The following is a 25,576-nucleotide window of genomic DNA, read 5'->3' on the forward strand; positions in this document are numbered from 1 at the left end:
CGCGCGGGCCCGGCTCGCCCCGCCACTCGCGGGACGGGCGGGCGGTGGCGAGGGTCAGCACACCGGCGACGCACAGGACCGCGGCGAGGACCAGCGCCGCCTCCGGCGGGGCCACGGCCACCGCGGCCGCGACGATCAGCGGCCCGCCGATGAACACGAGCTCCTGCGCCGCCGCGTCCAGCGCGTACGCCTGCCGCAGGTTCTCCTGGCCCACCAGGACCGGCCACAGCGTCCGCAGGCACGGCTCCAGGGGCGGCGTGGAAGCGCCGCACACCACCGCCCCGGCCAGCACGAGCCCCCTGGACGACGGGGCGGCCACGATCAGCACCAGGCCGAGGCAGGACAGCAGGGCGCTGACGACCAGCACGTGCGTCTGGCCCCAGCGGTCCACCATCCGGCCGAGCAGCGGCCCGCCCAGCGCGCCGCTCACGGCGAGCACGCCCGTCGCGAGCCCGGCGAACCGGAAGTCGGTCCCCTGCTCGCGCAGCGTCAGCGTCATGGCGAGCGCGGTCATCGCGGTGGGCAGGCGGCCCACCAGGGAGCCTCCGAGCGCACGCACCACCGACGGCTTCCGGAGCAGGCCGGCATAGGACACGGGTCACACCTTGTCGAAGGGGGGAACGCGATCCCCCGGGGATCACGCATGGGCCGCAGCAGCCTAACGGCCCGCGCCGGGCGCCACGGTCCCGGGCGGCGGGGCCCGGCCGTCCGCGAGGCACCCCTCAGCGCCAGCCCGTCCCCCTCAGCGCCAGCCCGTCCCCCTCAGCGCCAGCCCGTCCGCTCGCGCAGCCAGGCCAGCGCGGCGGCCCCCTGGGCACGCTGGAACGCGCGCAGCGTCGGCAGGCCGGGCGGCGGCGGGCGGCGGCCGAACTCCAGGAAGAAGCCCGTCAGCCCGGCGAGGACGGCCGTCACGGCATCGGGGTCGGCGCCCCTCGCCACCGGGTGGGGGCCGAAGACCTCGGCGGGCGGCGGGCCGCCCTGCATGGCCACGCTGGGCAGCATGCCGAGCAGGTCGAACCACGGCGGGGCGGGGCAGGCCCACGGCCAGTCGACGAACAGCACCCGCCCGTCCTGCGCCAGCAGGATGTTGTCGGCGCGCAGGTCGGCGTGGGCGAGCGTGTCCCCCTTCAGCGCCACAGGCCAGCCCGCCTCCAGCTCCGCGAGCCGGTCGAGGTGGCGCAGCGCCCAGGGGCCGAGGCCCTCGTCCGGGTCGGCCGCGAGCCGCCGCCACCCCTGGAACTCCTCCCGGAACCGGTCGGCCGCCGCGGTCACGGGGACGGGCGCGGGCGTGAGGGCGCCGGTCAGCTCGGTAAGCGCGTCGAGCACGCGGCGCAGCTCTGCCGGATCCCACGGCATGGCGGGCGTCCGCCCCTCGACGTCCTCGAACAGCAGCACCACCCAGCCGTCCCGGTCGAACGACGTGAGCAGGCGGGGCGCGGGCACGCCGGGCGGCAGCGCCGCCGCGATCCGCGCCTCACTGCGGTGCATCGCGGGGCTGTCCGGGTTCTGGGCGGCGCTGACGGCCTTCACGAACGCCCTGCCGCCCCCGGCCAGCCGCAGCCGGGCCGCCACCCCCGGGGAGAATCCGCCGGGCTGGCTCACCGCCTCCGCCACGCGGTCGCCGAGGTGCCGTTCCACCTCCTCACGCGTGCCGGCGGGCAGCGCGGCCCAGGCCAGCCGTACGCCGGCGGCGGGCGGGGCGGTCACGCCCACCGATGCCTCGTCGCTCATCCCCGCATGATGGGCGGAGGCCGCGGACCTGCGCAATCGAATTCCCGGAGGCCCGGAGCCGGTTGAATAATCGGTTGGGATCCCACGCGGACGTCGGCACAGTGGATCTCGACCGATCGAGGAGATCATCATGCCGAAGCAGGTAGCGCACAACCTTCTGTCGTGGGCCAGCGAGATCGACGAGGGAGCCGTCGAGCAGGCCGCGCGGACGGCCCGCCTGCCCTTCGTGGCGGGGCACGTGGCGCTCATGCCCGACGCGCACGTCGGCATCGGCGCCACGGTGGGCTCGGTGATCCCCACCGAGAACGCGATCATCCCGGCCGCGGTCGGCGTCGACATCGGCTGCGGGATGGTCGCGACGGAGACGACGCTCACCGCCGCCGACCTGCCCGACACCCTGGACGCGCTCATGCCGCTCGTGGAGCGGCGCATCCCGGCGGGCGTCGGCAGGGGTCACGAGGACCGCGCGGCCGACCGCGCCCTGGCCGAGCTCGGACGGCCCCACACCGCGCTCACCCCCAAGCAGGAGAAGACGGTGGCGGTCCAGTTCGGGACGCTCGGCTCGGGCAACCACTTCGTGGAGGTCTGCCTCGACGAGCGCGACCACGTGTGGACGGTGCTGCACTCCGGCTCGCGCGGCATCGGCAACCAGCTCGCCACCGCCCACATCACCGGCGCGAAGAAGCTGATGAAGCGGCAGCTCATCGGCCTCGAGGACCCCGACCTGGCCTACCTCGTGCAGGGGACGCCCGAGTTCACCGCCTACGTGGAGGACATGCTCTGGTCGCAGAGGTACGCGATGGCGTCGCGGGCCCGCATGGACCGGGCGCTCGTCGACGCCCTGTTCCGGGTGGCCGGCGGCGGCGCCCGCGTCCGCACGATCAACTGCCACCACAACTTCACCCAGCGCGAGACGCACCTGGGCCGGGAGCTGTGGATCACCCGGAAGGGCGCGATCAAGGCGGACGTGGGCGACGAGGGCGTGATCCCGGGGTCGATGGGCACCCGGTCGTACATCGTCCGCGGGCTCGGCAACCCCGCGTCGTACGCCTCCTCCTCGCACGGGGCGGGACGCAGGATGTCGCGCGGGCGGGCCAAGCGTGAGCTGTCCGCCGCGTCGCTGGCCGAGGCGATGCGCGGCCGGACCTGGAACGCCGACCGGGCGGCCTTCCTGGTCGACGAGCACCCGGAGGCCTACAAGCCGATCGACCAGGTGATGGACGACCAGAAGGACCTGGTCGAGGTCCGGCACACGCTGCGCCAGGTGTTCAACTACAAGGGCTGAGGCTACGAGGCCGAGGCTACAGGGGCTGAGGCCGCCGGTCCCTCGCCGCGGCGGGGGACCCGGTCCCGGCCCGGACCCCGGGCGTCAGGACGAACCCGCTCGCCACCCGGGCCGGGACGCGCCGCAGCGAGATCGTCAGGTCCTGCGCGGGGACGGCGTGGTCCAGCCGGGCGAGCCGTACGGACAGGTCCTCCAGCAGGGAGACGGTGGCCGGCTCACCGGGGCAGCGGTGGCCCGTCGCCGGGTCGCCGCCGCCCTGCGGGATCAGGTCGAACGGGGCAGTTCCACGGCGGCGATCCGGGCGGCGAGCGGCTGCCCGCCGAGGTCGCGGTGGGCGGAGACGGCGGCCAGCGCGGAGTTCGGCGACGGGGTGACGGCGCCGCCGCGGACCCGCTCGACGATCCCGGTCAGCCACTCCTCGCGCCGCCTCCGGGCGGCTCTGGCACGCCAGTGGCGGGGGCCCGGCGAGCCGAAGCCGTCGACCATGGCGACGAGGTCGGCGGCCAGGCCGGGCACCTCGGAGGCGTCCAGGGGGATCCCGGCCCAGCGGCACACGCCCTCGGTGAGGATCTCGGCCGCCGCGTCGAAGAGCACCACCGCGCGCCCCGCCGGCCACGAGACGGTCGTCCGCTCCCACACCGCCGCGACCTCCTCGGTCAGCCCGGCCACCCGCTGCGGCGTCATGAGCGACACGAACACCGCCTTGCGGGCGCGGTGGTCGTCCCGGTCGAGCGAGTGCACCGCGCCGTGGCCGAACAGCGTGCTCTTGACCGGCTCGGGCAGTGCCGGGGCGCGCCGCACGTGGTCCTCGTCGTAGAAGAAGCGGGCCGCGTCGGGGCCGAGGAGGGCGACGGCCCGCTGACCCATCACGCGGGTGTGCACCACGTCGCCCTCGGAGCGCCGCCGGAGGGCGGGCAGCCACGCGTAGCCTTCGAGCAACAGGGTGAGCGTGTGTCGAGCAGACGCATGCGTCGTGCCTGCCCGCCTCCCCGGGCGGGAAACGCTCAGGCGGCGGAGCAGGCCGTCCCGTTGAGCGTGAACGCGGCCGGATGGGGGTCGGTGCCGGTGTGCGCGCCGTTGAACCCGATCTGCACGGACGCCCCCGGCCGGATCACCGCGTTCCACGGCATGTTCACCGCGGTCACGGCCGAGCCGGACTGCGACCAGGTGGCCGACCAGCCCTGCGTGAGGCGCTGCCCGGTGGACGGGAAGGCGAAGCGCAGCGTCCACCCGTCGATCGGGGCGGTCCCGGTGTTGGTGATCGTGACGGAGGCCGTGAAGCCGGTGCTCCAGGACGTGTCGGCGTACGTCACCGCGCAGCCCGGGGGCGTGGGGCTGGGCGAGGGGCTCGGGGTGGGGAAGCCCTCCCGCGCCAGGGCCGCCAGCAGGTCGGACGGCAGGCTGAGGTTCCCCGCGGCGTCCTCGGCGACGACGAAATAGGTGTAGCTCCGCCCGGTGACGAGGCCGCCCTCCATGAAGAACGTCGAGGTCGTGGTGCCCACCCTGAGGTATCCGGTCGCGGTCTGCCGGTAGACGTCGTACCGGGTCACGCCGACGTCGTCGGTGGAGGGGTTCCAGCAGAACGAGGTGCCCCGGAAGTCGTACGCGCAGTAGTCGCGCAGCCCGGCCGGCCTGCTCGGCGGCGTGGTGTCCCCCGGAGTGGGGGTGGGGGACACGTACATGCCGGTCACCGCGGCGGCGTTGACGAGCGCGGACGGCTCGCTGGTGTTGCCCGCGGCGTCCTTGGCCACGATGTAGAAGGTGTAGACCCGGCTGCGGATGAGCCCGCTGATCACGGTGATCGTCCCGGTCGGGGACGCCGCCTTGACGAACCCGCCGGTGTCGAGCCGGTAGACCTCGTACCCGGTCACGCCCACGTCGTCGGTCGAGGCGCTCCAGCACAGCCCCACCACGCCGCGCGTGTCCCCGGCCGGGAGCGGGGGCGGGCACAGCGTGATGCCGGACGGCCGGGACGGCGGCGTCACGTCCCCGCCTGGCGACGGGCTCGGAGACGGCCCGTCGGTGGCCTGGGCGGCCGCGGAGCGCGAAAGGACCGCCGCGGGGTGCGGAAGGACCGCCTCGGGGTTCGCGAGAGGCGCCGCGACCGCCGCGGGGCGCGCGAGAGGCGCCGCGACCGCCGCGGAGTGCGGGAGGGTCGCCGCGAGCGCGGCGGGTGCCGCGGCGCCCGTCAGCAGCGCGGCGGCGAGAGCGGCCGCGGTCGCCCACGCGCCGGCCCTGGGAAGTCTCATGAACGGCTCACCTCGTCTGTGGCTGGCCCGACGAAAGCCAGATGGACGTCCGATGGACGTCCGCCTCCGCGGTGCTCGTTTCCGGATCATCCGTGCGGTCCGGCCGCCCGTCAAAGGCGCCCCCGCCTCGCGCCCGATCCCGCGGGACGGGGCTGAAACTTTCACCCGCCGAGGCCCGGCGGCCGAACGGTCATGTGACCGGACGGGGTCGGCAACGGCGCGGTCATCAGCGGATACGTGAGGCAGGCGGCCCGATACGGTGGGCCTCTCCAGCCTCCGACAGCTCACGAGAGGGATGCCCGGGGACGCGCGGCCGCCTTTCACGGACCGGCGGGACGCCGTCGCGGTGGCGCTCGTCACGACGCTCGCGGCCGCCATGTACGCGTTCCGGTCGCTGGAGGCCTTCGCGCGGTTCCGCGCCGGCGCGTACGACCTCGTCATCTTCGACCAGGCGGTCCGGGGATACTCACGCCTCGGGGAACCGATCTCGGCCCTGAAGGGTGTGCACAACGGGTTCGGCCCGCACTTCTCCGTGCTGGGGGACCACTGGTCGCCGGCCCTGGCGGCGCTGGCGCCGCTCTACCGCCTGCACGACGGGCCGCGGACCCTGCTCGTGGCCCAGGCCGTCCTGTTCGCCCTGGCCGTGCCGTTCCTGTGGGCCTACGCCCATCGGGCGTTCGGGGGGACGCCCGCCGCGCGGTGGGCGGCGTACGCCACCGCCGTCGCGTACGCGCTGTCGTGGCCGGTCGCCGAGGCCGTCGCGTTCGACTTCCACGAGGTGGCGTTCGTGCCCCTGCTCACGGCCGCGGCCCTCGAACGCCACCAGGCCGGCCGCCGGGGCGCGGCGGCCGCCGCCGCGCTGGGCCTCCTGCTCGTGAAGGAGGACATGGGCCTGCTGGTGGCCGGGATCGGGCTGGTCCTTCTCACCAGGCGCGGGGAACGGCGCGCCGGGGCGCTCCTCGTCGCGGCGGGGGCGGCCGCTTTGTGGCTGACGACGTGGGTGCTCATCCCCGCGGCCGGAGGCCGGCCCGGCTACTACTGGGCGTACGGGCCGCTCGGCCGCGGACCGGGCGAGGCGCTCGCCCACGCGGTCGCGCACCCCGGGGACGCGCTGGCCCTGCTCGCGACGCCGCCGGCCAAGGCGGCCACGGCGCTGCTCCTGGTGGCCCCGGCGCTCCTCACGCCGCTGCTGTCCCCGATCACCCTCGCCCTGCTCCCGCCGCTGCTGGAACGGCTGCTGGCGTCGGGGTTCCCCAACTGGTGGTCCCTCCACTACCACTACAACGCGTTCGTCGTGGTGGTCGCCTTCGCGGGCGGCGTGGACGGCGCGCGGCGCCTCGCCCGCCGTTTCCCCCGGCCGGACCTCGCGGTCAGGTGGTGGGCCGGGCTCACGCTCGCCGTCTGCCTGGCCGGGGTGCCGTTCTTCGCCTTCGGCCCGCTGCTGTCGCCCGCCTTCTACGCCCGGACGCCCCGGACGCTCGCGGCGGCGCGGGCCGTGGCGGCCGTGCCGGACGGCGTGCTGGTGGAGGCGACCGACAACCTGGCTCCTGCGCTGTCGGCCCGTACGCGGACCCTGCTGTGGGACCGGACCCCGCGGTGGGCGCCGTGGGTGGTCGCGGACGTGCGCCGCCGGACCTTTCCCTTCGCGTCGCGCGAGGAGCAGGCGGCCCGGGTCAGGAGCCTGCTCGGCCACGGCTACCGCGTCGTGTTCCGGGAGGCGGGCTACCGGGTCCTCACCCGCGACCTCCGCCCCCGTTGAACGTCATGCCTGCCGATATGTCCCGGGGCCATGACGATGACGGAACCCGCCTTCCTCGTCCTCACCGCGCTGGTCGACGAGCCGAGGCACGGCTACGGGATCGCGCAGGAGGTCGAGCGGCTCTCCGAGGGGCGGGTGCAGCTCAAGGTGGGCACGCTGTACGGCGTGCTCGACCGGCTGGCCGCCGACGAGCTGGTGGCGCTCGACCGCGAGGAGCTCCGGCAGGGGCGGCTGCGCCGTTACTACCGCCTGACGGACGAGGACGCCCTGGTCCCGCAGGAGGAGGCCGCGCGGCTGGCGTCCGACGCGCGCCGGGCGAGCGAGCGCCTGCGCGCCCGGTACGCCGGAGGCGCCGCCTGACCCGGGCGTCCCACCCGCGCCGGGCGGCCGGGGAGGTGGCGTCGTGAGCCTGCTGGAGGACCCCTACCGCCGGGTGCTGCGGCTGCTGCCGGCCTCCTACCGGGAGGGCCGCGAGGAGGAGATGGTCGCCGCGTTCCTCGAGGGCTCGCCGGGGGCCGGGGACAACGCCCGCCCGCGCTGGCCGGAGGTGGCGAGCGTCGCGGCCCTCGCCATACGGGTCCGGCTGGGCGGCCCCGGCTCCCAGGGTCGGGGTGTCGTCGTCCTCGCTCATGAACGAGTAGCGGACCTCGCGCTTGGTGACCTCGTACGGGTCTGGAACAGGCGATTCGCCGTCAGGGGTTTCCTGGTCCATCCAGTCCCCTCGGCGAGACCGACGACGTCGCAGACGTCGCGAAGCGGCTCTTCGGCCCAGATGCGAAGATCCGAATGGTTGGGGGTGCGGGAGGGGCCGCCCTGCATCCGAGTCAAGACTCCGCGATGGGGCCCTTGCGCGCCAAGGCCGGACCAGCCCTGCGCACGCTCTGACCACCGCGCGCCGTTCTGATCCGGCGGCGGTACTCGCGCGGGGACGCGCCGGTGACCCGCTTGAACGCGTTGCTCAGTGCGCTCTCCGAGCCGTAGCCGACCTTGCGGGCGATCGTCGCCACCGTGTCGTCGCTGCGGCGCAGGCGGTCGGTGGCCAGTTCGACCCGCCAGCCGGTCAGGTAGTCCAGCGGGCTCTGCCCGACGGTCTGCTTGAAGCGGGCCGCGAGTGTCGACCTGGACACCGCCGCGGTCTCGGCCAGTTCCGCCACCGTCCAGGTGTGGGCCGGACGGGCGTGCATGGCCTGGAGCGCCGGGGCCACGATCGGGTCGGTGAGCCCGGCCATCCAGCCGGACGCCGCGCTTGCCCCGGCGACGGCCAGGTGCAGGCGCAGCAGGTGGATCAGCATGATCAGGGCGAGGTGCTCAGTGACCAGTGTCGAGGCCAGCGACTGGTCGCGCAGTTCTGCGTCGATTCGCTCAAGCGCCCAGCGTACGGTCGCGGCCTCGGTGGTGCGGCCGGGCACATGGATCACTGGCGGCAGCACGTCGAGTAGCAGTTCGCGCGCCCGCTCGCCGAAGTCGAACCGGCCGCCGATGAAGACCGCATCTTCGCCGGTCCCCACCCGGGCAACTCCGTCGGTGGCCGACGCGAAGACCGGGCCGGCAGGGACCGGCCGCAGCCCTTGACCGCTGGCCATGGTGAAGGCGCGTGGCCGGGTGAGCAGGAAGCAATCGCCCTCGGCCAGCTCTATCGGCTCCGGTACGCCGTCGACGCTGAGCAGGCAGCCGCCGCGGCGCACCGCGACGAACTTGACCGCCGGCGGCGGCTCGTACGACAGCGCCCACTCGCCGCCAGCCACCAGCCTGACGGACAGGCGGCTGGTCGTGCCGACGAGGGCGAGGACGTCTTCGAGGGGATCGGTTTGCTGGACGCTCACTCAACTATGTTGGACCTTTAACCATTCCAAGTCCAAACGCCGCTCCTTACCGTTGCTGTCATGACACGTAAGTCCACCCCGTTCAACGCCAAAACCACCGCCTACGAGATCCTCACCGGTATCGACCTCACCGGGCGGCGGATCATCGTCACCGGCGGAGCCTCCGGGATCGGCCTGGAGACCGTCCGGGCGCTGCAGGGCGCGGGGGCTGACGTCACCGTCGCTACCCGCAACCCCACCGGCGGCCAGCGAGCCTTGGACCTGAGCGATCTCGGCTCGGTGCGCGCGTTCGTGGACGATTGGAGCGGGCCGGTGCACGTGATCGTGGCGAACGCCGGGATCATGGCTCTGCCTGCCCGCCAGGTCGCCGCCAACGGCTGGGAGCTGCAGCTGGCGACGAACTTTCTCGGGCACTTCGCACTGATCACCGGCCTGCGGGAGAACCTGCGGCAGGCCGGCGACGCGCGGGTGGTCATGGTGAGTTCCGGCGCTCAGCTGCACGCGCCGTTCGACTTCGACGACCCGCACTTCGAGCGCCGCCCGTACGACCCGTGGGTCGCGTACGCGCAGTCGAAGACGGCCGACGTGCTGCTCGCGGTCGGCGCCGCCCGGCGCTGGGCCGCCGACGGAATCACCGCGAACGCGCTCGCGCCCGGCTACATTCACACCAACCTGCAGCGGCACCTCGACGACGCCACCATGCGAGCAGCGGGCGCGATGGACGACGAGGGGAACCTGCTGACCCCCGACTACTACAAGACCCCGGAGCAGGGCGCCGCCACCTCGGTGCTGCTCGCCGGGTCGCCGCTGCTGGACGGCGTGACGGGCCGGTTCTTCTCCTCCGAGAACCAGGAGGCTGAGGTGGTGCGGGGCGGTCCGGGCGCGACCGCAGGCGTCGCCGCCTGGTCGGTGGACCCGGCCGCCGCGGACCGTCTCTGGGCCTACGCGCTCACAGCGACAGCGGACCACTGAACCGAAGCGTCGTCACCGGCACGTCCCAGCCGCGCTCGCCGATCGCCTAGCGTCGGCAGACGCACCCCACAAAGCGGCCGTCATCAGCGTGGCTGGCCGCTGTCTAGAGAAACCCCTGAGGCCGAGTCCGCGCCGCACCGATCACGAGTACGGGTTCGCCGACGGCCGTCGGGGGCTCCGGCGGCAGGTCGACAGGCACAGGAGCGTCACCATGTCCGATAGGTCGTACGAGAACTTTGGAGCACCATTCATGACTACTGTGATGCTTGTCCACGGCGCCTGGCACCAGCCGAGCAGTTGGGCGCGGCTTGAGGCCGAGTTGCACGCTCTCGGCTATGGCACGCACACGCCGGGGCTCCCGAGCGCTGGCGAACATCCCACCGCAGGTATGCATGACGATGCCGCCGTACTGGCTGCGGAACTGGCGTCGATCGCAGGACCGGTCGTGCTGCTCGGGCATTCCTACGGGGGCATCCCGATCACCGAGGCCGCCGCCGGAGCGAGCAATGTTGAACGGCTGATCTACCTCGCTGCCTACATGCCGGACAAAGGACAGTCGATGTACGCCATCCACGGCCTCCCCGATCCCGAAGAAACAAGCGGCCTGTTCCCGCTCAGCAACGAGCCGCGTGTCTCGCTCTATGGCGATCTGCCCGATGGAGAGGCCGAGCAGGCGGTGAGCAAGCTGGTCAACCAGACCATCCGATCGTTCGCGGAGAAGGTCGACGTAGCCGCCTGGCGGAGCATCCCGTCCACTTACATCATCACGGAGCAGGACAAGGCCATCCCTCTTGCGCTGCAGGAGCAGATGGCAGCCCAAGCGGCCGAGATTCACCGGCTCCCTGGCGGTCATTCGCCGTTCCTGTCCCAGCCGCGCCGGCTGGCCACCCTCATCGACGAGATCGTACGGACGGCCTGAACCTACCCGGATTGGGGACCATCATGGATCGCCCACTCCCTCAGCTTGCGCGCCTTGCAAATCTCGCAGTAATACGGCGGGCAGCCACCATTAATGAAATCACCGCAGCCCCAGCCAGTGATCTCGCCGCACGAGCAGACGACATCCCCTGGGTGGCGGTGGCTCATATGTTCCCAATGGCCATCGTGATCACCGCCGACGACCAACTCCTCCCAGAGGATCGGCCCCTGATGCACGTCGGTGCCGCCGGCCACGGCTGGTCCTCCAGGTGAAACGTGCTCGCGGATCTGCTCGGCGGGGTGGTCCTCGGTGCGGAGCGCCGGCTCTCCCGAGCTCCCGGTCACGGGCTCACGGGATCGAAGGCCGCTGCGAAGTCCGTGGATGACCATGACGTCGGGCCGGGAGCTGGGCGGCTGAGCACCGTCCCCGGCTGGATGGCGGTGAGCGTGCCGTCCGGGTTGCCGATCAGCAGCACCGGCACGCCGTTGTCGTTACGGATCCCGGCGTAGGCGTCGACCCCGACGAACTCGACGGCCTCGGCCGCGTTGGTCCCGTCCCACTCGAACGCCTCGACCTCTTGCGGCTGCGGCGTCTTCTCACGGTAACGGCGGATCATGCTTTGCTCCCGTCTCTCATGCTGATTCTCCGTAGTAGATGGTGCGGCCGTCAGCCCAGACCAGCATGGCCGAACCATCGAGCCGGTTCTTGTCGATCCGGCCACGCGGCCGCTCCCCGCGCGAGTCCTCACACTTCGCGTTCGAGCACGCGACCCGGCCAGACTCCCGCGTCATTCGCAGCGAGTACGTCTTGCAGTACGGCCAGGCCGGCGGCAGGCCCTTGCTGACGCGGATCGGGACCCAGCGCTCGGACTCGCCGATGTCGCGGACCTCGCGGGCCTGCCTCACCCACGTGTCGAGCTCGTTCCGGGCTCGTCGGGCGAGGTCGTCGGGGACGCCGTGGACCAGGCGGGCGATCGCGTCGAGCGCCGCCGTGGTGTTGCTGTCGGACCCGCCCCGGTCCTCGGCGAGGCGTCCGGTCACGTGGTAGCGGAGATCACGCTCCAGCTCGCGGACCCCGGCGTGGATGGTCATGAGCAGCGGCCCGGCCTCGGCGTGCCAGGGTGCCGGGCTGCCGGACACCTTATGGTGCTGCGTGCTCCCCTTGGTGGCGTCGGCGACGGGTTCGGCGAGCAACTCCTGGAGCTGGGCGAGCAGCGGCTTCAGCTCGGCGACGAGGGCGGGGATCTCCTCGGCAGGGGTCACGGACCCTCCGAAGGAAGCACTTCCCAGGTCCAGCGGCCGTCACTGTTCCGCGCCCGGTACCGACCCGGGCGCACTGGCGGGCCGTCGAGCCCGTGAATGTGGTCGTGCAGGTCGCAGCTCATCAGGGCGTCGTCCAGTCGTTCCCGCAACGGATGCCGGACGGTGAAGGTCTCGGCATGGAACTGCACAATGTGCTCTGTCTCCCGGTCCTCCAGCAGATCGGCGACCGCTGTTGGTCGAGGACAATGGAGGTACGAACACGTGATGTAACCGCCGTCGGCGACGAACAGGGTCCGGCCGCAGCCCATGGGGCAGTACCCGGCGAGATGTCAGCCATCGGTCCTCCATTCGTGGTTCATGCACCCGGGCCACCATTTGCGCACGTCGGTGGCTTCGCCGTGGGAGATCCGGCCGTCGCCGTAGATGCACTTGGGGTAGCGGCGGTTGTGGTGTCCGAGCAGCTTCCGGAACTGGCAGTTTCCGCAACGGCGCCCGTCCGCCGTGCGGTCGTCGGCGGGCCCGGCCTCGGCGTGGAGCCGGAGCGGCGAGGACAGCACGGCGGACAGCGGGTGCAGCCCGGCGGCGAGCATGGCAGCCTGCCGCCTGCTGCGCTTCACACCCTCGGACTCCGCCGGCGCGGGCGGCGGCAGGGCGGGCTGGTCGACGTCGAACAGGGCCAGGTCGTCAGCCATCCCCGCCTCCCCGCCGGTCGTTGAGGGCCTGGGCGAGGATCGCGCAGGCCGTCAATGGCCACAGCACGCTGTACGAAACGAGCACTAGCGCCATGAAGGCCGTCCGGGGCAGGCCGGCCTCTCGGGCCAGCATGTCGACGACGTAGGGCTGCAGGACCATGCCCGCCACCGCGAAGACGAGCCAGCCGTAGGCGCCGAGGACGTACACGGCGAGGAGGGGGCTACCAAGCACCGCCGCCTCCTCGGCAGGGCCGGTCCTTGACCAGCTCGTACGGGCCCTCGCACACGAGGCAGCCGGTCGCGCCGCCCTGGAGGAGGTTCTCGTTGTCAAAGTAGGTGGTGTGTTCGGGGTCGAGCATCCGCTCGGGGTCGACGCGATGGATGGTCACGCACACCCACAGGTGTTCGCCCAGGGGCAGGGCCTCGACGGCCCGGGCGAGACGCGCCCCCGACAGCGCCTCCTCCGGGACCAGGACCTTGACCCCGGTCTGCTGCCACGCCTTCCGCGGTTCGTCCGGCCTACCCATGACCGCCCCCCGGCAGCATCACCACGCCCGGCGTGGCCATGGTGTGCTCATGAACGGCCAGGCGCTGCCGCCCGTCCCCGTGCGGCAGGCCGCCGAACCGGGCTGACCGGCGGCCTCAGGACGTGGTGAGGACGCCCGTCCCGGTGGCCGCCAGGAGCGCGACGTCCACGGCGGCGGCCGCGACGGCGGCGGCGAACGGCACCCGGGGCGAACGCCCTCCGAGCAGCGCCCCGGCCGCCGTGCATAGGCAGACCACGCCGAGCGCGGCCCATCTGACCGGCCCCGCGGGCCCCGGAGGCGCCAGCACCAGCAGGACGGACGCGGCCAGCAGCGGCAGGGGCAGCAGGATCCGCACCCGGCGGGGGCCGAGGCGCTGGGGCCAGCCGCGCACCCCGGTCGCCATGTCTCCGGCGATGTCCGGCAGCACGTTGCCCAGGTGCGCGCCGCAGCCGAGCAGCGCGCCGGCGAGCACCGCCCACCAGGCGGGCCAGGGACGGCCCGGCAGCCCCGTCGCCACGAACGCGGGGACCGCCCCGAACCCCACGGCGTACGGCAGCCAGGACAGGAGCGTGCTCTTGAGCCGCAGGTTGTAGGCCCAGGCGGCGCCCACGGCGGCGAGGTGGACGAGGCCCGCGACGACGCCGCACGCGAGCGAGAGCGGCACGCAGAGGGCGAGCGCGGCGAACGCGGCGGCCCGGACCGTGCCCGCGCCCACGCGCCCCGTCACGATGGGCTTGTCCATGCGGCCGGTCGCGGCGTCCCTCGGGGCGTCCACGGCGTCGTTGCACCAGCCGACCGACAGCTGGCCGGTGAGGACGGCCGCGGTGACGACCGGCAGGCCGGCGGCGCCCCGTCCGCCGATCGCGGCGAGCGCGGTGACCAGGGCCGTTACCGCGACGGCCGGCCCGGGGTGGCAGGCGAGCGCGAGCCCGGCCACGGCCCGCGACGGCCGCCGCCGCTCCCGGCCCAGGGCGCTGTCGCGCGCGGTCCCGCTGTCCGTCACCAGACGAGAGTAGACCGGGAGGACGCGTGCGGCGCATGAGGCATGCGGAAGGCCAAGACGGGCAAAAGGGATAGTGACTGCTGTCACCTGCCCGGGGGATGTCGAATGACGCGAATCGCGGCTGTCCATGGTGTTCTTCCCCCCAACCGCTACACGCAGGCAGAGATCACGGACACCGTGGCCCGGGTGTGCCTCCCGGCGGGCGCCGACCGGCGGGTCCTCGACCGGCTGCACGCGAGCGCACGCGTGGGTCACCGCAACCTCGTCCTCCCCCTCGACCAGTACGGGAAGCTCGACGGCTTCGGCGCCGCGAACGACATCTTCATCGAGGCGGCCCTCGACCTCGGCGCCGAGGCCGTGGCCGGCGCCATCGACGCCGCCGGCCTCGACCCGGCCGACATCGACATGATCATGTGCACGTCCGTCACGGGGATCGCCACACCGTCGCTCGACGCGCGCCTGGTGAACCGCCTCGGCCTGCGCCCGGACGTCAAGCGGGTGCCGGTGTTCGGCCTCGGCTGCGTGGCGGGCGCCGCCGGCATCGCCCGGCTGCACGACTACCTGCGCGGCTGGCCGGGCCACGCCGCCGTGCTGCTGTCGGTCGAGCTGTGCTCGCTCACCCTGCAGCGAGACGACTCCTCGATGGCGAACCTCGTGGCCGGGGCGCTGTTCGGCGACGGCGCGGCCGCGGTCGTGGCGCTCGGCGACGACCACCCCGGCGCTCCCGGCGCGGGGCCGGCTGTCGTGGCGACCCGCAGCAGGCTCTACCCCGGCTCGGAGCGCGTCATGGGGTGGGACGTCCGGGACACCGGGTTCCGCGTCGTGCTCGACCCCGGCGTGCCCGGGGTGGTCCGCGCCCACCTGGGCGGCGACGTGCGCGACTTCCTGGCCGACCACGGCCTGACCGGCGACGACGTCACCGCCTGGGTGTGCCACCCGGGAGGGCCGAAGGTGCTGGAGGCGGTCGCCGAGACGCTCCGGCTCCCCGAGGGCGCCCTCGAGCTGACGTGGCGCTCGCTCGCCGACATCGGCAACCTGTCGTCCTCGTCGGTGCTGCACGTGCTGCGGGACACCCTCGCCCTGCGGCCGCCGCCGCCCGGCACTCCGGGGCTGCTCATGGCGATGGGCCCCGGCTTCTGCTCGGAACTCGTCCTGTTGCGCTGGTAGGGACCGGAGGACGTCGTGTCGCCCTGGTACACGCTGCTCGTCGCGCTCGTCGGCCTGGAACGGCTCGCCGAACTCGTCGTCGCCCGGCGCAACCTGCGCTGGAGCCTCGAACGGGGAGGGGTCGTGTCGGGGCGCGGCCACTACCCCTTCATGGTCGTCCTGCACACCGCGCTTCTCGTGGGCTGCCTGCTGGAGGTGTGGCTGGCGGACCGGCCGTTCGTGCCCGCCCTCGGCTGGCCGATGGTCGCCCTGGTCGCCGCCGCCCAGGGACTGCGCTGGTGGTGCATCGCGACGCTGGGACCCCAGTGGAACACGCAGGTCGTCGTCGTGCCGGGGCTGCCGCTGGTGCGCCGGGGGCCGTACCGGCTCTCCTGGCTGCCGCACCCGAACTATGTGGCGGTGGCGGTCGAGGGCGCGGCGCTGCCGCTGGTGCACACCGCGTGGATCACCGCCGTGGCGTTCACGCTGCTCAACGCCCCGCTCATGGTCGTACGGCTGCGAAGCGAGACCGCGGCCCTCGCCGCCCTCGCCCACGAGCCCGGACGGCCGGGGCGCTCCCCCGCCGTTTCCGGCGAGACGCCGGCGTGATCGACGTCCTGGTGGCGGGCGGCGGACCCGCGGGGCTGGCCACGGCGATCCACGCGGCGCTCGCGGGCCTGGAGGCCGTGGTCGTCGAGCCCCGCGCGGGCGCGCTGGACAAGGCCTGCGGCGAGGGCCTGATGCCGACCGGCGCGGCCGCTCTGCGGGACCTCGGCGTGACGGTCCCCCAGGGCGTTCCGTTCCGGGGCATCCGCTACGTGGACGGGGCGCACCGGGCGCAGGCCCTGTTCCGGGACGGCCCAGGCCTCGGCGTGCGCCGCACCGCGCTGCACGCCGCCCTGCTCCGGCGGGCCGAGGAGACGGGCGTCCGCGTCGTGCGGGGCAGGGTGGACGGCCTGCGCCAGGAGCCGGACCGGGTGGCCGTCGCCGTCCGCGGGCCGGCCCGCGCCGCCGTCGAGAGCCGGCAGGAGGCCCGCCGCCTGCGCGCGCCCCACGCGGACGGCCCGGACGGCGCGCGCGACGACTCCCCGGGCGGAGCGGTGGAGGGGGCTTCCGAGGTTGTGGAGGCGCGGTGGCTGGTGGCGGCGGACGGGCTGCACTCCCCCGTGCGCGCCGCCCTCGGGCTCGGCCTGCCCGTGTCCCGGCAGCGCCGGTACGGGCTGCGCCGCCACTACCGGATCGCCCCCTGGACCGACTTCGTGGAGGTCCATTGGGCCCCGGGCGGTGAGGCGTACGTCACCCCGGTCGGGGACGACCTGGTCGGCGTGGCCGTCCTGAGCACCCGGCGGCGCGGCTACGACGAGCACCTCGCCGAGTTCCCCGACCTGCTGGCCCGGCTGGACGGCCCGGCGGCCACGCCGGTGCGGGGAGCCGGGCCGCTCCGCCAGCGGGTGCGGTCACGGGTCGCCGGGCGGGTGCTGCTGGTCGGCGACGCGGCGGGTTATGTGGACGCCCTCACCGGCGAGGGGCTGTCGCTCGCGCTGCTGTCGGCCGGGGCGCTGGTGCGGTGCCTGCGGGACGGACGTCCCGACGCCTACGAGGCGGCCTGGCGACGGCTGTCGCTGCGCTCCCGGCTGCTGACGGCGGCCCTGCTGGAGGCGCGCCGCCACCCCGCCTGCGCGCGACTGGTCGTCCCGGCGGCCCAGCGACTCCCCGCCGTCTTCCGCGCCGCCGTCCGCGCCCTCGCCTGACGGCCGCGCGCCCCGGCCGGACACGGGTGAGACATCCGTTCACATAGGGCAATGGCGTGGTGTGAGAGCAGGTCATGCGATGTTCATGGCCGGAATTCGAATTTCGCTGGCCCCGATTCAACACGCACATCCAAGGGCCGCGCGGAATAGAACAGAATTCGACACGCTGCGAGTGGCCATATTTCTAGATTTCTATGCCAGGATCTAGCGTGTGTACCGAAAGGCGAGGCCGAGCTTCCGGCGAGGATGACTGGAGGATCCTCACTTGCCCAGCTCCCCGATACTCGCCGTCCTCTCACTGCTCGGTGCGCTGCTGTGCGCGGCCCTGCTCCTGCGCCGCCTGCGGCGGCTGCGGGCCATGCAGGCCGAGGCCGTGAGACAGGCGGCCCTCGACGCGCGGGAGCAGTTCGGCAGGGACGTCCACGACCTGGTCAGCAGCCGCCTGTGGCTGGCCACGCTGAAGTGCGAGATCGCCTACCGCCTGGCGGACGAGGACTCCCCGGTGCGGGCCGCCCTGGCCGACGCCCTGCGCTCGATCCGCCAGGCGGCCACCGACATCCGCGACGTCACCAGGTCGTACCAGGAGATCTCGCTGGCCTCCGAGCTGGCGAACGCCCGCGCCGTGCTCAAGGCGTACGGCGCCGACTGCAAGGTGGGGCTCGACGACGCGGACCTGCCGCCCGAGCTCGACGCGGTGCTCGCGGTGATGGTGCGGGAGGCCGTGACCAACGTTCTGCGCCACAGCCGGGCGAGCCTGTGCGCGATCGAGGTGACGGTGCGGGGCGGCCTGGTGTCGCTCGTGGTGGCCAACGACGGCGCGGACCCCACGGCGCCGGCCGGCGAGGGAAGCGGCATCGACAGCCTGCGCAGCCGTGCGGCGGCCGTGAACGGCATGGTCGGGACCGTCCTCGACCCGGACGGCTGGTTCCGCCTGATCGCGGAGATCCCCGCCCGGCCGGCTCGCTAGAGACCCACATCGCTCCATGAACGGGCCGGCGTGAATCCATTTCCCTACCCAACCTGCCGGTATTACATAAAGAATGCGACGCCGCCCGCCGGGAATGGCGCACCGGCATTGACCTCGCCATTGACAGATAACCGCACAGCCGCCCCCGTGAACCGGATCACCCGTCACCCGTGACCGGGATCACGGTTCCTTATGTGAAGATCCCATATATGGCCGTTGACGGGCGTAACTAGGCTCACGCCTCCATTTCCGGAATTCTTTGATGTGACCGGCCTAAGGGGACATCTGGTGATTAGTAAGTACGAGATTTACTGCCTCGCAGATCCCTTGTTCTACGACACCCTCGACAGCAAGCGCGCGGAGCACCCCGACTTCACCGTCGCCGAGCGGCCCGTTCCCAGCGGGTGGGCGCACCTGGCGACCGACACGTGGCTCCACTACGCGCCGGCCGGCGCCGACCTGCCCACCCAGGGCTGGAAGATCCACATCTCCTCCTGCGCGGACGACGCGGAGCGGGTCATCTCGGCGGCGTGGGACTACTGCGTCCCCCGCGGGCTGGCCTTCAAGTTCCTCCGCGGCCGGCGGGTGATGCTGATGCAGAACTCGAAGTACGCCTTCCGGGGGTCCAGCGGCAAGCTCGTGACGATCTACCCGGTGGACGAGGCCCAGCTCGAACTGGTCCTGAAGGAGCTCGCCGAGATCCTCGACGGCGTCGAGGGGCCGTACATCCTCAGCGACCTGCGGTACGGCCCCGGCCCGCTGTTCGTCCGGTACGGCGGGTTCGCCGAGCGCCACTGCGCCGGCGAGAACGGTGAGCGGGTGCTCGCGATCGAGGACCCGGAGGGCCGGCTGGTCCCGGACGTCCGCGGCCCCGGCTTCGCGCTGCCCGCGTGGGTGACCCTGCCCGCCTTCCTGGAGCCTCATCTGGCCGCCCGCAACGCCGTCACGCTCGAGGGCCTGCCGTACCGGGTCGAACGGGTGCTGCACTTCTCGAACGGCGGCGGCGTGTACCTGGCCCGAGACGTGCGCGACGGCGCGCAGGTGGTGCTCAAGGAGGGCCGCCCGCACGCCGGGCTGGACGCCGCCGGCCGCGACGCGGTCAGCCGCCTGCGGCACGAGGCGGACATCATGCGGCGGCTCGACGGCCTCGACGCCGTGCCCGCCCTCCGCGACTACTTCACCCTCGGCGAGCACCATTTCCTGGTCCAGGAGTACGTGGACGGCACCACCCTGAGCCAGCTCGTCGCCCAGGAGCACCCCCTCACCCGGGCTGACCTGACCTCGCGCATGGTCGCCCACTACACGGAATGGGCGACGGGGATGCTCGCCCGGGTGAGGCGGGCCATCTCCGAGGTGCACGGGCGCGGCGTGGTCTTCGGCGACCTGCACCCCTTCAACGTCCTGGTGGCCGGCGAGCGGGTCGTGCTGATCGACTTCGAGGTGTCCTCGCTCGCCGAGGAGCGCCGGCGGCCCACGCTGGCCAACCCCGGCTTCGTCCCGCCGCCCGACCGCCTCGGCGTCGAGGCCGACGAGTACGCGCTGGCCTGCCTGCACCTCGGGATGTTCGCCCCGATGGCGACCATGATGCTGCCGCTCCACCGGCCGAAGGCCGCCGGGATCGGCCGGCTCGTGGCCGAGACGTTCCCGGTGGAGCCGCGGCTGGTCGGCGACGCCGTCCGGACGATCCTCGGCCACGAGCCGCCCGATCCGGAGCCGAGCCCGCTCGGACGCGACTGGCCGGCCCTGCGGGACGCCGTCGCGACCGCGATCCTCGCCTCCGCCACCCCCGGGCGGGACGACCGGCTCTTCCCCGGCGACATCGTGCAGTTCGAGCCGGGCGGCGGGGTCGGCCTGGCCAACGGCGCGGCCGGCGTGCTGCACGCCCTCGCCGCGACCGGCGCCGGGCGGTTCCCCGAGCACGAGGAGTGGCTCGTCAGGCGGGCCAAGGAGCCCGGTCCCGGCATCGGCTTCTACAACGGCCTGCACGGCGTGGCGTACACGCTGGAGGCGCTCGGACGGCGGCAGGACGCGCTCGACGTGGCCGAGCTGTGCGGACGGCAGAGCTGGGAGCATCTCGACCTCAGCCTCTACCGCGGGCTCGCCGGCGTGGCCCTCGCCCTCCTCCACCTGCACGACGCCACGGGCGAGCCCGGCTTCCGCGAGGAGGCGGACCGCCTCGTCCAGGCCGTGGCCGACCGCCTCGGCGGCCCGGACGACGTGCCGGAGGTCAGCGGCGGCGCGAACCCGCACGCCGGGCTGATGTACGGCTCGTCGGGCCCGGCGCTGATGTTCCTGCACGCCTACGAGCGCACCGGCGACGCCGGGCTGCTCGACCTCGCGGCGACCGCCCTCCGGCAGGACCTGCGCCGCTGCGTCACCAGGGACGACGGGCAGCTCCAGGTGCAGCAGGGCTGGCGGACCAACCCGTACCTGGACGAGGGGTCGGCCGGCATCGGGCTCGTCCTCGACCGCTACCTGGCGCACCGGGACGACGGGCGGTTCGCCGAGGCGTCGGCCGCCATCCGGCCGGTCGGCCGGCTCTCCTACTACATCCAGTCGGGCCTGTTCGCGGGCCGGGCCGGCATGATCGCCTGCCTGTGTCACGGGACCCGGCCCGACCGGGAGGCCGCCGCCGAGCAGATCCGGCTGCTGGCCTGGCACGAGATCCCCTACCGCGGCGGGCTGGCCTTTCCCGGGGCCCAGCTGCTCCGCCTCTCCATGGACTTCGCCACAGGGAGCGCCGGCGTGCTGTTCGCGCTCGGCACCGCGCTGCACGACGAGCCGGTGAGCCTCCCGTTCCTCGAGCCCCCCGGACGGTCCCAGGCGCAGGGGCCCCTGCGTACCGCCGCCGGGTCTCATGTCCCGACCAGCACTGGAAGGAGGTGAACGTAATGGCGCTCCTCGACCTGCAGACCCTCGAGGCCCCCACCGGCGGTGGTGGCGGCGGCAGCAACCTGAGCCTGCTCGGTTGCACCCCGCACGAGAACAGCAGCCTCAGCGTTCTCTGCGGCAACTAGTGATATTCAGGGAGCCCTGGGCGGCCTCGGCGGCCGCCCAGGCTCTTCCTCGTCTCCGGACCGCCCTCGCCGCGGCCGGGACCTCGTCGAGGGAGGAGGTGAGGACGGCGTGTCCCCGGCGGATCTGCTCGTCATCAGGGCCGTACGGCAGGCCGGTCCCTGGCTGGCCGCCCTCGCCGCGACGGCGCTGCTCGGCGCGGCCGCCGAACTGCTCCTCCCCCTCGCCCTCGGCCGCACGCTCGACGCGCTCGTGGCCGGCGGCCCCGGCAGCGGCCGGTGGCTGACCGTCTCTGCCCTGCTCGTGGTCCTCGTCGCGGCCTGCGACGCGACCGGCGTCCTCGCCTCGGGCGTGAGCGGCGCCCGTTCGGCCCTGTGGCTGCGCCGCCGGGTCGTCGCGCACACCCTCGCCGTCGGCACGGCCATGACCCGGCACGCCGCCCCGGGCGAGATCGTCACCCGCGCCGGCGTCAACGTCGAGGAGGCCGGGCGCACCCCGGAGGCCGTGGTCACCGCGGCGGCCCTCGTCGTCCCGTCCGCCGGGAGCGTCGTCGCGCTCGCTCTGATCGATCCCTGGCTCGCCGCGACGCTCGTCGCCGGGCTGCTGCTGATCGTCGGCGTGCTGCGGGCGTTCGTCCGGCGCACCACGGCCGCCTCCGGCGGCTACCAGCAGGCCCAGGGCGAGATCGCCGCCCGCCTCGTCGGCGCGCTGGCCGGCGCGCGCACGATCACCGCCGCCGGTGTCGAGGAGCAGGAGGCCCGGCGGGTGCTCGCCCCGCTCCCCCGCCTGCGCGCCCACGGCCTCGACCTGTGGCGGCTCCAGGCCCGGGCGGGCGTCCAGGCGGCCGTGGTCGTCCCGCTGCTGGAGACCGCCGTGCTGGCCGTCGGCGGCCTGCGGCTGTCGGCCGGCGGCCTCACCGTGGGCGAGCTCCTGGCGGCCGCCCGTTACGTCGTGCTCGGCGCCGGCCTCGGCTCGGCCGTGGGGTACGCGGCCCGCCTGGCCCGGGCCCGCTCGGCCGCCGCGCGCATCGAGCGCCTGCTGTCCGTGCCGCCCCCGTCGTACGGCTCCCGCCCGCTGCCGCCCGGCCCGGGGCGCCTGGACCTGCGCGGCGTCACCGTCCGGGCGGAGGACGGGGCGACGCTGCTGCGCGACGTCGACCTCGTGGTGCCCGGCGGAGCCTGCGTGGCCGTCGTCGGCCGTTCCGGGTCGGGCAAGTCGTCGCTGGCCGCGGTGGCGGGCCGCCTGGTGGACCCCGAGCGGGGGACCGTGCTGCTCGACGGGGTGCCGCTGCCGGAGATCGGGCGGCGGGAACTGCGGCGGGCCGTCGGCTACGCGTTCGAGCGGCCCGCCCTGTTCGGCGAGACCCTGGGCGACGCCGTGGCCTTCGGGCAGCCCGTACACGACGCCCGCCGCACGTTCGAGGCGGCCCGGGCGGCCTGCGCCGATCCCTTCGTCCGGCGGCTGCGGCTCGGCTACTTCACCCCGGTGGCGGACGCGCCGATGTCGGGGGGCGAGGCGCAGCGGATCGGCCTCGCGCGGGCGTTCGCCCAGGCCGAGCGGCTGCTGATCCTCGACGACGCCATGTCGAGTCTCGACACGGCGACCGAGCGGCAGGTCGCCCGCGCCCTCACCGGCAGCCTCGGCGACCGCACCCGCCTGGTCGTGGCGCACCGGGTGGCCACGGCCGCCCGGGCCGATCTGGTGGTCTGGCTGGAGGACGGCCGGGTCCGGGCCACGGGCCGGCACGAGGCCCTGTGGGAGGACGCCGGCTACCGGGCCGTCTTCCAGGAGCCGCCCCCGCCGGAGGAGGACCCCGCCCAGGAGAACGCGGCGCGGGAGGACCGGGCGCGGGAGGACACGGCGCGGGAGAACCGGGCGCGGGAGGACACGGCGCGCGAGCACACACCGCGACACGACGAGGCCCGGGACGACCGCGCGCGGCGGGACGCCGGGGCGGGGGCGGCGCTCACCGGCGCCGGGGAGGCGGGGACGCCGTGAGCGCCGTCGTGCCGCCCGCCGTCCGGGCCGCGGTGAGGCGGGCGCTGCTGCGCGAGCCGCGCCGGCTGGCGCGCCTGGCGGGCTGGTCGCTGGCGGAGGCGGCCCCGGCGTTCGCGGGCGGCCACGCGGTGGCGCGGGCGGTGGACGACGGGTTCGCGGCGGGCCGCCCGCTCACCGGGCTCGCCTGGCTGGCCGTGCTGGGCGGGGCCTGGGCGGTGGCGGCCGTGGGCGCCCGCCGGGTCCTGCTGGAGATCGCCGGGATCGTCGAGCCGTTCCGCGACGACCTGGTGGAGGGCGTGGTCGCCGGCGCGCTCCGGGCGGGACGGGGCGGCGACGCCGCGGCGGTGGCCCGCATGAACCACCAGGTGGAGCTGGCCAGGGACTCCTTCGGCGCGGTGGTCACCGTGGTCCGCTCGTTCGCGTTCACCCTGGTCAGCGTGGCGCTGGGGATCGCCACGCTGTCCCCGGCCGTGCTGCCGCTCGTGCTGCCCCCGGTGCTCGCGGGACTCGGCCTGTTCCTGGCGTCCCTGCCCGCCCTGGCGCGGCGGCAGCGGGCGTTCATCGTGGCCGACGAGCGGACCACCGCGGCGGTCGCGGCCATGGCCGGCGGCCTGCGGGACGTGACGGCCTGCGGCGGCGAGACGCGCGTGGCCCAGAGCGTGGGCCGGGAGGTCGCCCGGCAGGCGCGGGCCGCCCGGTCGCTGGCCGCCGTGACCGCGACCCGGACGCTCTCGCTCGCCGTCGGCGGCCTGCTGCCCGTCCTGCTCCTGCTCGCGGGCGCGCCCTGGCTGCTCGACCGGGGCCTGACGGCGGGCGTCGTCCTCGGCGCGCTCACCTACGTCACGCAGTCGCTCACGCCCGCGCTCGGCGGGCTCATCCAGGGGCTGGGCGTGAGCGGGGTCCGGCTCGTGGTGACGCTGGAGCGCGTCCTGGGCGCGGCCGGGCCGCCGGTCCGCCACGGGGAGACCGCGCCCGACGGGGTCCGCCTGGAGCTCCAGGGGGTGACGTTCGCGTACGGGCCGGCGGCCGAGCCGGTGATCGACGGCCTCGACCTGGTCGTGCCCGAGGGCGACCACCTGGCCGTGGTCGGCCCCAGCGGCATCGGGAAGTCCACCCTGGCCGCCCTGGTCGCGGGCCTGCTCCGGCCGTCGGCGGGCGCGGTGCTGGTGGGCGGCGTCCCGGCCGCCGAGGTCCGGCCCGACGCCCGGGCCCTGATCCCGCAGGAGGCGTACGTGTTCCACGGCACGCTGCGCGACAACCTCACGCATCTCGCGCCCGGGGCGCCGTCCGGGGCGGTCGAGGAGGCGGTGGCGCTGTTCGGCCTCGACGGGCTGGCCCGGCGGTGCGGCGGTCTCGACGCCGACGTCGACCCGGCCGGGCTGTCCACCGGCGAGCGGCAGCTCGTCGCGCTGGCGCGGACGTACCTGTCCCCGGCCCGCCTGACCGTGCTCGACGAGGCGACCTGTCACCTGGACCCGGCCGCCGAGGCGCGGGCGGAGGCCGCCTTCGCCGCCAGGGGCGGCACGCTCGTCGTGATCGCGCACCGGATCTCCTCGGCGCTGCGGGCCCGCCGGGTGCTCGTCATGGACGGCGCCCGGGTCCTGGCCGGGACGCACGAGGAGATGACCGAGGCGTCCCCGCTGTACGCCGACCTGGTCGGCCACTGGGAGTCCCGGGACCTCGGCCGCGTCTCCTGAACCGGTCTCCCGGACGCCGGGCGCCCGGGACGGTCAGCGGCGGGCGCGGTAGCGCAGGACGCCGAGGTCGCGGCCGGCGGCGGGCCACAGCCAGCCCGACTCCGAGGCGATCTGGATGGCCTCGACGCGCGAGCGGGCGCCCACCTTGCTGAGAATGCGCGACAGGTAGTTACGGACCGTTCCACGCGACAGGCACAGCCGGTCCGCGATCTCACCCACGGTCGCGCCGGCGGCGGCCGTCTCCAGGACGTCGAGCTCGCGGGCGGTCAGCGGGTTGCTGTCGGCGTCGAGGGCGGCGACGGCCAGCTCGGGGTCGATGACCCGCTCCCCCCGCGCGACCCGGCGGATGCAGTCCACGAGGTGGCTCGGCAGGGCGTCCTTCACCACGAAGCCCCGCACGTTCGCGTCGAGCGCCCGCCGCAGGGCCATGGGGGTGCCGAGACCGGTGAGGATCACCGTCCTGCAGGCGGGTAATCGGCTGTGCAGCTCGGCGGCGGCGGTGAGGCCGTCCACGCCCGGCATGCCGATGTCGAGGAGCGCGACGTCGGGCCGCCGCAGGCAGGCCAGGCGGACGATGTCCTCTCCCTTGTCGGCCTCGGCGACGACCTCCAGGTCGTCCTCGCTCGACAGCAGGGCGATCAGGGCCTTCCTGATCAGGTGCATGTCCTCGGCCAGCAGCAAACGGATCACTCTCGGTCCCCCTACACGCCTGTCGAGCACGCACCCTGTCATGGCCGGCTCCAGTCACTATGAACGATTGGCGGGATCGCCGGGTGCTCC

General features: G+C 74.3%; 26 protein-coding genes and 1 pseudogene. 13 read left to right on the forward strand and 14 right to left on the reverse strand.

Going from position 1 to position 25,576, the window contains the following annotated elements:
* Both Mco01_RS25425 and Mco01_RS25430 read right to left on the reverse strand, forming a co-directional pair.
* On the reverse strand, positions 1–595 hold a 595-nt coding region (locus Mco01_RS25425), incomplete at its 3' end, for an MFS transporter (RefSeq protein ID WP_204059401.1).
* Between the two features lie 167 nt (positions 596–762).
* Positions 763–1,731, reverse strand: coding sequence for an aminoglycoside phosphotransferase family protein (locus tag Mco01_RS25430; RefSeq protein WP_204059402.1), 969 nt, complete (start codon positions 1,729–1,731; stop codon positions 763–765).
* 130 nt (positions 1,732–1,861) lie between these two features.
* Between Mco01_RS25430 and Mco01_RS25435 the strand changes: the two genes are divergently transcribed.
* Entirely contained in the window at positions 1,862–3,016 is a 1,155-nt protein-coding gene (locus tag Mco01_RS25435) for an RtcB family protein (protein WP_204059403.1), read from the forward strand.
* 264 nt (positions 3,017–3,280) lie between these two features.
* On the opposite strand, the gene Mco01_RS25440 is transcribed toward Mco01_RS25435, so the two are convergent.
* Both Mco01_RS25440 and Mco01_RS39255 read right to left on the reverse strand, forming a co-directional pair.
* Complete coding sequence (locus Mco01_RS25440) at positions 3,281–3,955, reverse strand: cytochrome P450 family protein (RefSeq protein ID WP_204059404.1); 675 nt, start codon at positions 3,953–3,955, stop codon at positions 3,281–3,283.
* Positions 3,956–4,020: 65 nt separating this feature from the next.
* The gene (locus Mco01_RS39255) at positions 4,021–5,265 is read right to left on the reverse strand and encodes a cellulose binding domain-containing protein (protein ID WP_239103904.1); all 1,245 of its coding nucleotides are present in this window, start codon (positions 5,263–5,265) and stop codon (positions 4,021–4,023) included.
* Positions 5,266–5,560: 295 nt separating this feature from the next.
* On the opposite strand from Mco01_RS39255, the gene Mco01_RS25450 reads away from it, so the two are divergent.
* Positions 5,561–7,024 carry a DUF2079 domain-containing protein gene (locus Mco01_RS25450; protein ID WP_204059405.1) on the forward strand — a complete coding sequence of 488 codons (1,464 nt, stop codon included), beginning with the start codon at positions 5,561–5,563 and terminating at the stop codon, positions 7,022–7,024.
* A gap of 30 nt (positions 7,025–7,054) precedes the next feature.
* Positions 7,055–7,384 carry a PadR family transcriptional regulator gene (locus tag Mco01_RS39875; protein WP_275410571.1) on the forward strand — a complete coding sequence of 110 codons (330 nt, stop codon included), beginning with the start codon at positions 7,055–7,057 and terminating at the stop codon, positions 7,382–7,384.
* A 464-nt stretch (positions 7,385–7,848) separates the two neighbouring features.
* On the opposite strand, the gene Mco01_RS25460 is transcribed toward Mco01_RS39875, so the two are convergent.
* Positions 7,849–8,847, reverse strand: coding sequence for an AraC family transcriptional regulator (locus tag Mco01_RS25460; RefSeq protein WP_204059406.1), 999 nt, complete (start codon positions 8,845–8,847; stop codon positions 7,849–7,851).
* 60 nt (positions 8,848–8,907) lie between these two features.
* Here Mco01_RS25460 and Mco01_RS25465 point away from each other — a divergent pair, with 60 nt between their 5' ends.
* Together Mco01_RS25465 and Mco01_RS25470 are read left to right on the forward strand one after the other, a co-directional pair.
* Positions 8,908–9,819 carry an SDR family NAD(P)-dependent oxidoreductase gene (locus Mco01_RS25465; RefSeq protein ID WP_204059407.1) on the forward strand — a complete coding sequence of 304 codons (912 nt, stop codon included), beginning with the start codon at positions 8,908–8,910 and terminating at the stop codon, positions 9,817–9,819.
* Between the two features lie 250 nt (positions 9,820–10,069).
* On the forward strand, positions 10,070–10,738 hold the full coding sequence (locus Mco01_RS25470) for an alpha/beta hydrolase (RefSeq protein WP_204059408.1): 669 nt from the start codon (positions 10,070–10,072) through the stop codon (positions 10,736–10,738).
* Positions 10,739–10,740: 2 nt separating this feature from the next.
* On the opposite strand, the gene Mco01_RS25475 is transcribed toward Mco01_RS25470, so the two are convergent.
* The 8 genes and pseudogenes from Mco01_RS25475 to Mco01_RS25505 all read right to left on the reverse strand — a co-directional run bounded on the left by Mco01_RS25475 (position 10,741) and on the right by Mco01_RS25505 (position 14,222).
* The gene (locus Mco01_RS25475; RefSeq protein WP_204059409.1) at positions 10,741–10,992 is read right to left on the reverse strand and encodes a hypothetical protein; all 252 of its coding nucleotides are present in this window, start codon (positions 10,990–10,992) and stop codon (positions 10,741–10,743) included.
* Between the two features lie 86 nt (positions 10,993–11,078).
* The gene (locus Mco01_RS25480; RefSeq protein WP_204059410.1) at positions 11,079–11,354 is read right to left on the reverse strand and encodes a hypothetical protein; all 276 of its coding nucleotides are present in this window, start codon (positions 11,352–11,354) and stop codon (positions 11,079–11,081) included.
* Positions 11,355–11,370: 16 nt separating this feature from the next.
* Positions 11,371–12,000, reverse strand: coding sequence for a hypothetical protein (locus Mco01_RS25485; RefSeq protein ID WP_204059411.1), 630 nt, complete (start codon positions 11,998–12,000; stop codon positions 11,371–11,373).
* A pseudogene (locus Mco01_RS40255) lies at positions 11,997–12,314 on the reverse strand (DUF6085 family protein); the annotation flags it as partial. The pseudogene Mco01_RS40255 and the gene Mco01_RS25485, both read right to left, overlap by 4 nt.
* Before the next feature lie 15 nt (positions 12,315–12,329).
* Complete coding sequence (locus Mco01_RS25490) at positions 12,330–12,692, reverse strand: hypothetical protein (RefSeq protein ID WP_204059412.1); 363 nt, start codon at positions 12,690–12,692, stop codon at positions 12,330–12,332.
* On the reverse strand, positions 12,685–12,924 hold the full coding sequence (locus Mco01_RS25495; RefSeq protein ID WP_204059413.1) for a hypothetical protein: 240 nt from the start codon (positions 12,922–12,924) through the stop codon (positions 12,685–12,687). The genes Mco01_RS25490 and Mco01_RS25495 overlap by 8 nt, the downstream gene beginning before the upstream one ends.
* A complete protein-coding gene (locus Mco01_RS25500) occupies positions 12,914–13,219 on the reverse strand; it encodes a hypothetical protein (RefSeq protein WP_204059414.1) in 306 nt (101 codons plus the stop codon). The genes Mco01_RS25495 and Mco01_RS25500 overlap by 11 nt, the downstream gene beginning before the upstream one ends.
* Positions 13,220–13,334: 115 nt before the next feature.
* Positions 13,335–14,222: a UbiA family prenyltransferase gene (locus Mco01_RS25505; RefSeq protein ID WP_239103905.1), complete on the reverse strand. Its 888-nt coding sequence runs from the start codon at positions 14,220–14,222 to the stop codon at positions 13,335–13,337.
* Between the two features lie 105 nt (positions 14,223–14,327).
* Between Mco01_RS25505 and Mco01_RS25510 the strand changes: the two genes are divergently transcribed.
* From Mco01_RS25510 to Mco01_RS25545, 8 genes are all read left to right on the forward strand, one after another.
* Positions 14,328–15,389, forward strand: a complete 1,062-nt coding sequence (locus Mco01_RS25510; protein WP_204059416.1) for a type III polyketide synthase — start codon at positions 14,328–14,330, stop codon at positions 15,387–15,389.
* 15 nt (positions 15,390–15,404) lie between these two features.
* Positions 15,405–15,977: an isoprenylcysteine carboxyl methyltransferase family protein gene (locus Mco01_RS25515; protein WP_204059417.1), complete on the forward strand. Its 573-nt coding sequence runs from the start codon at positions 15,405–15,407 to the stop codon at positions 15,975–15,977.
* Positions 15,974–17,119 carry an NAD(P)/FAD-dependent oxidoreductase gene (locus Mco01_RS39270; protein ID WP_239103906.1) on the forward strand — a complete coding sequence of 382 codons (1,146 nt, stop codon included), beginning with the start codon at positions 15,974–15,976 and terminating at the stop codon, positions 17,117–17,119. Before Mco01_RS25515 ends, Mco01_RS39270 begins: the two co-directional genes overlap by 4 nt.
* 265 nt (positions 17,120–17,384) lie before the next feature.
* A complete protein-coding gene (locus Mco01_RS25525; protein WP_204059418.1) occupies positions 17,385–18,086 on the forward strand; it encodes a sensor histidine kinase in 702 nt (233 codons plus the stop codon).
* Positions 18,087–18,374: 288 nt separating this feature from the next.
* Entirely contained in the window at positions 18,375–20,972 is a 2,598-nt protein-coding gene (gene lanKC / locus Mco01_RS25530) for a class III lanthionine synthetase LanKC (protein ID WP_204059419.1), read from the forward strand.
* A gap of 5 nt (positions 20,973–20,977) precedes the next feature.
* A complete protein-coding gene (locus Mco01_RS25535) occupies positions 20,978–21,103 on the forward strand; it encodes a SapB/AmfS family lanthipeptide (protein ID WP_157099236.1) in 126 nt (41 codons plus the stop codon).
* 109 nt (positions 21,104–21,212) lie between these two features.
* Positions 21,213–23,099: an ABC transporter ATP-binding protein gene (locus Mco01_RS25540; protein ID WP_204059420.1), complete on the forward strand. Its 1,887-nt coding sequence runs from the start codon at positions 21,213–21,215 to the stop codon at positions 23,097–23,099.
* Entirely contained in the window at positions 23,096–24,796 is a 1,701-nt protein-coding gene (locus tag Mco01_RS25545; protein ID WP_239103907.1) for an ATP-binding cassette domain-containing protein, read from the forward strand. Before Mco01_RS25540 ends, Mco01_RS25545 begins: the two co-directional genes overlap by 4 nt.
* A 33-nt stretch (positions 24,797–24,829) precedes the next feature.
* Here Mco01_RS25545 and Mco01_RS25550 read toward each other — a convergent pair whose 3' ends face one another.
* Positions 24,830–25,486, reverse strand: a complete 657-nt coding sequence (locus Mco01_RS25550; protein WP_204059421.1) for a response regulator transcription factor — start codon at positions 25,484–25,486, stop codon at positions 24,830–24,832.
* Between the last annotated feature and the right edge of the window lie 90 nt (positions 25,487–25,576).

Origin of the sequence: Microbispora corallina, from assembly GCF_016863035.1 — a bacterium.
GTDB lineage: Bacteria > Actinomycetota > Actinomycetes > Streptosporangiales > Streptosporangiaceae > Microbispora > Microbispora corallina.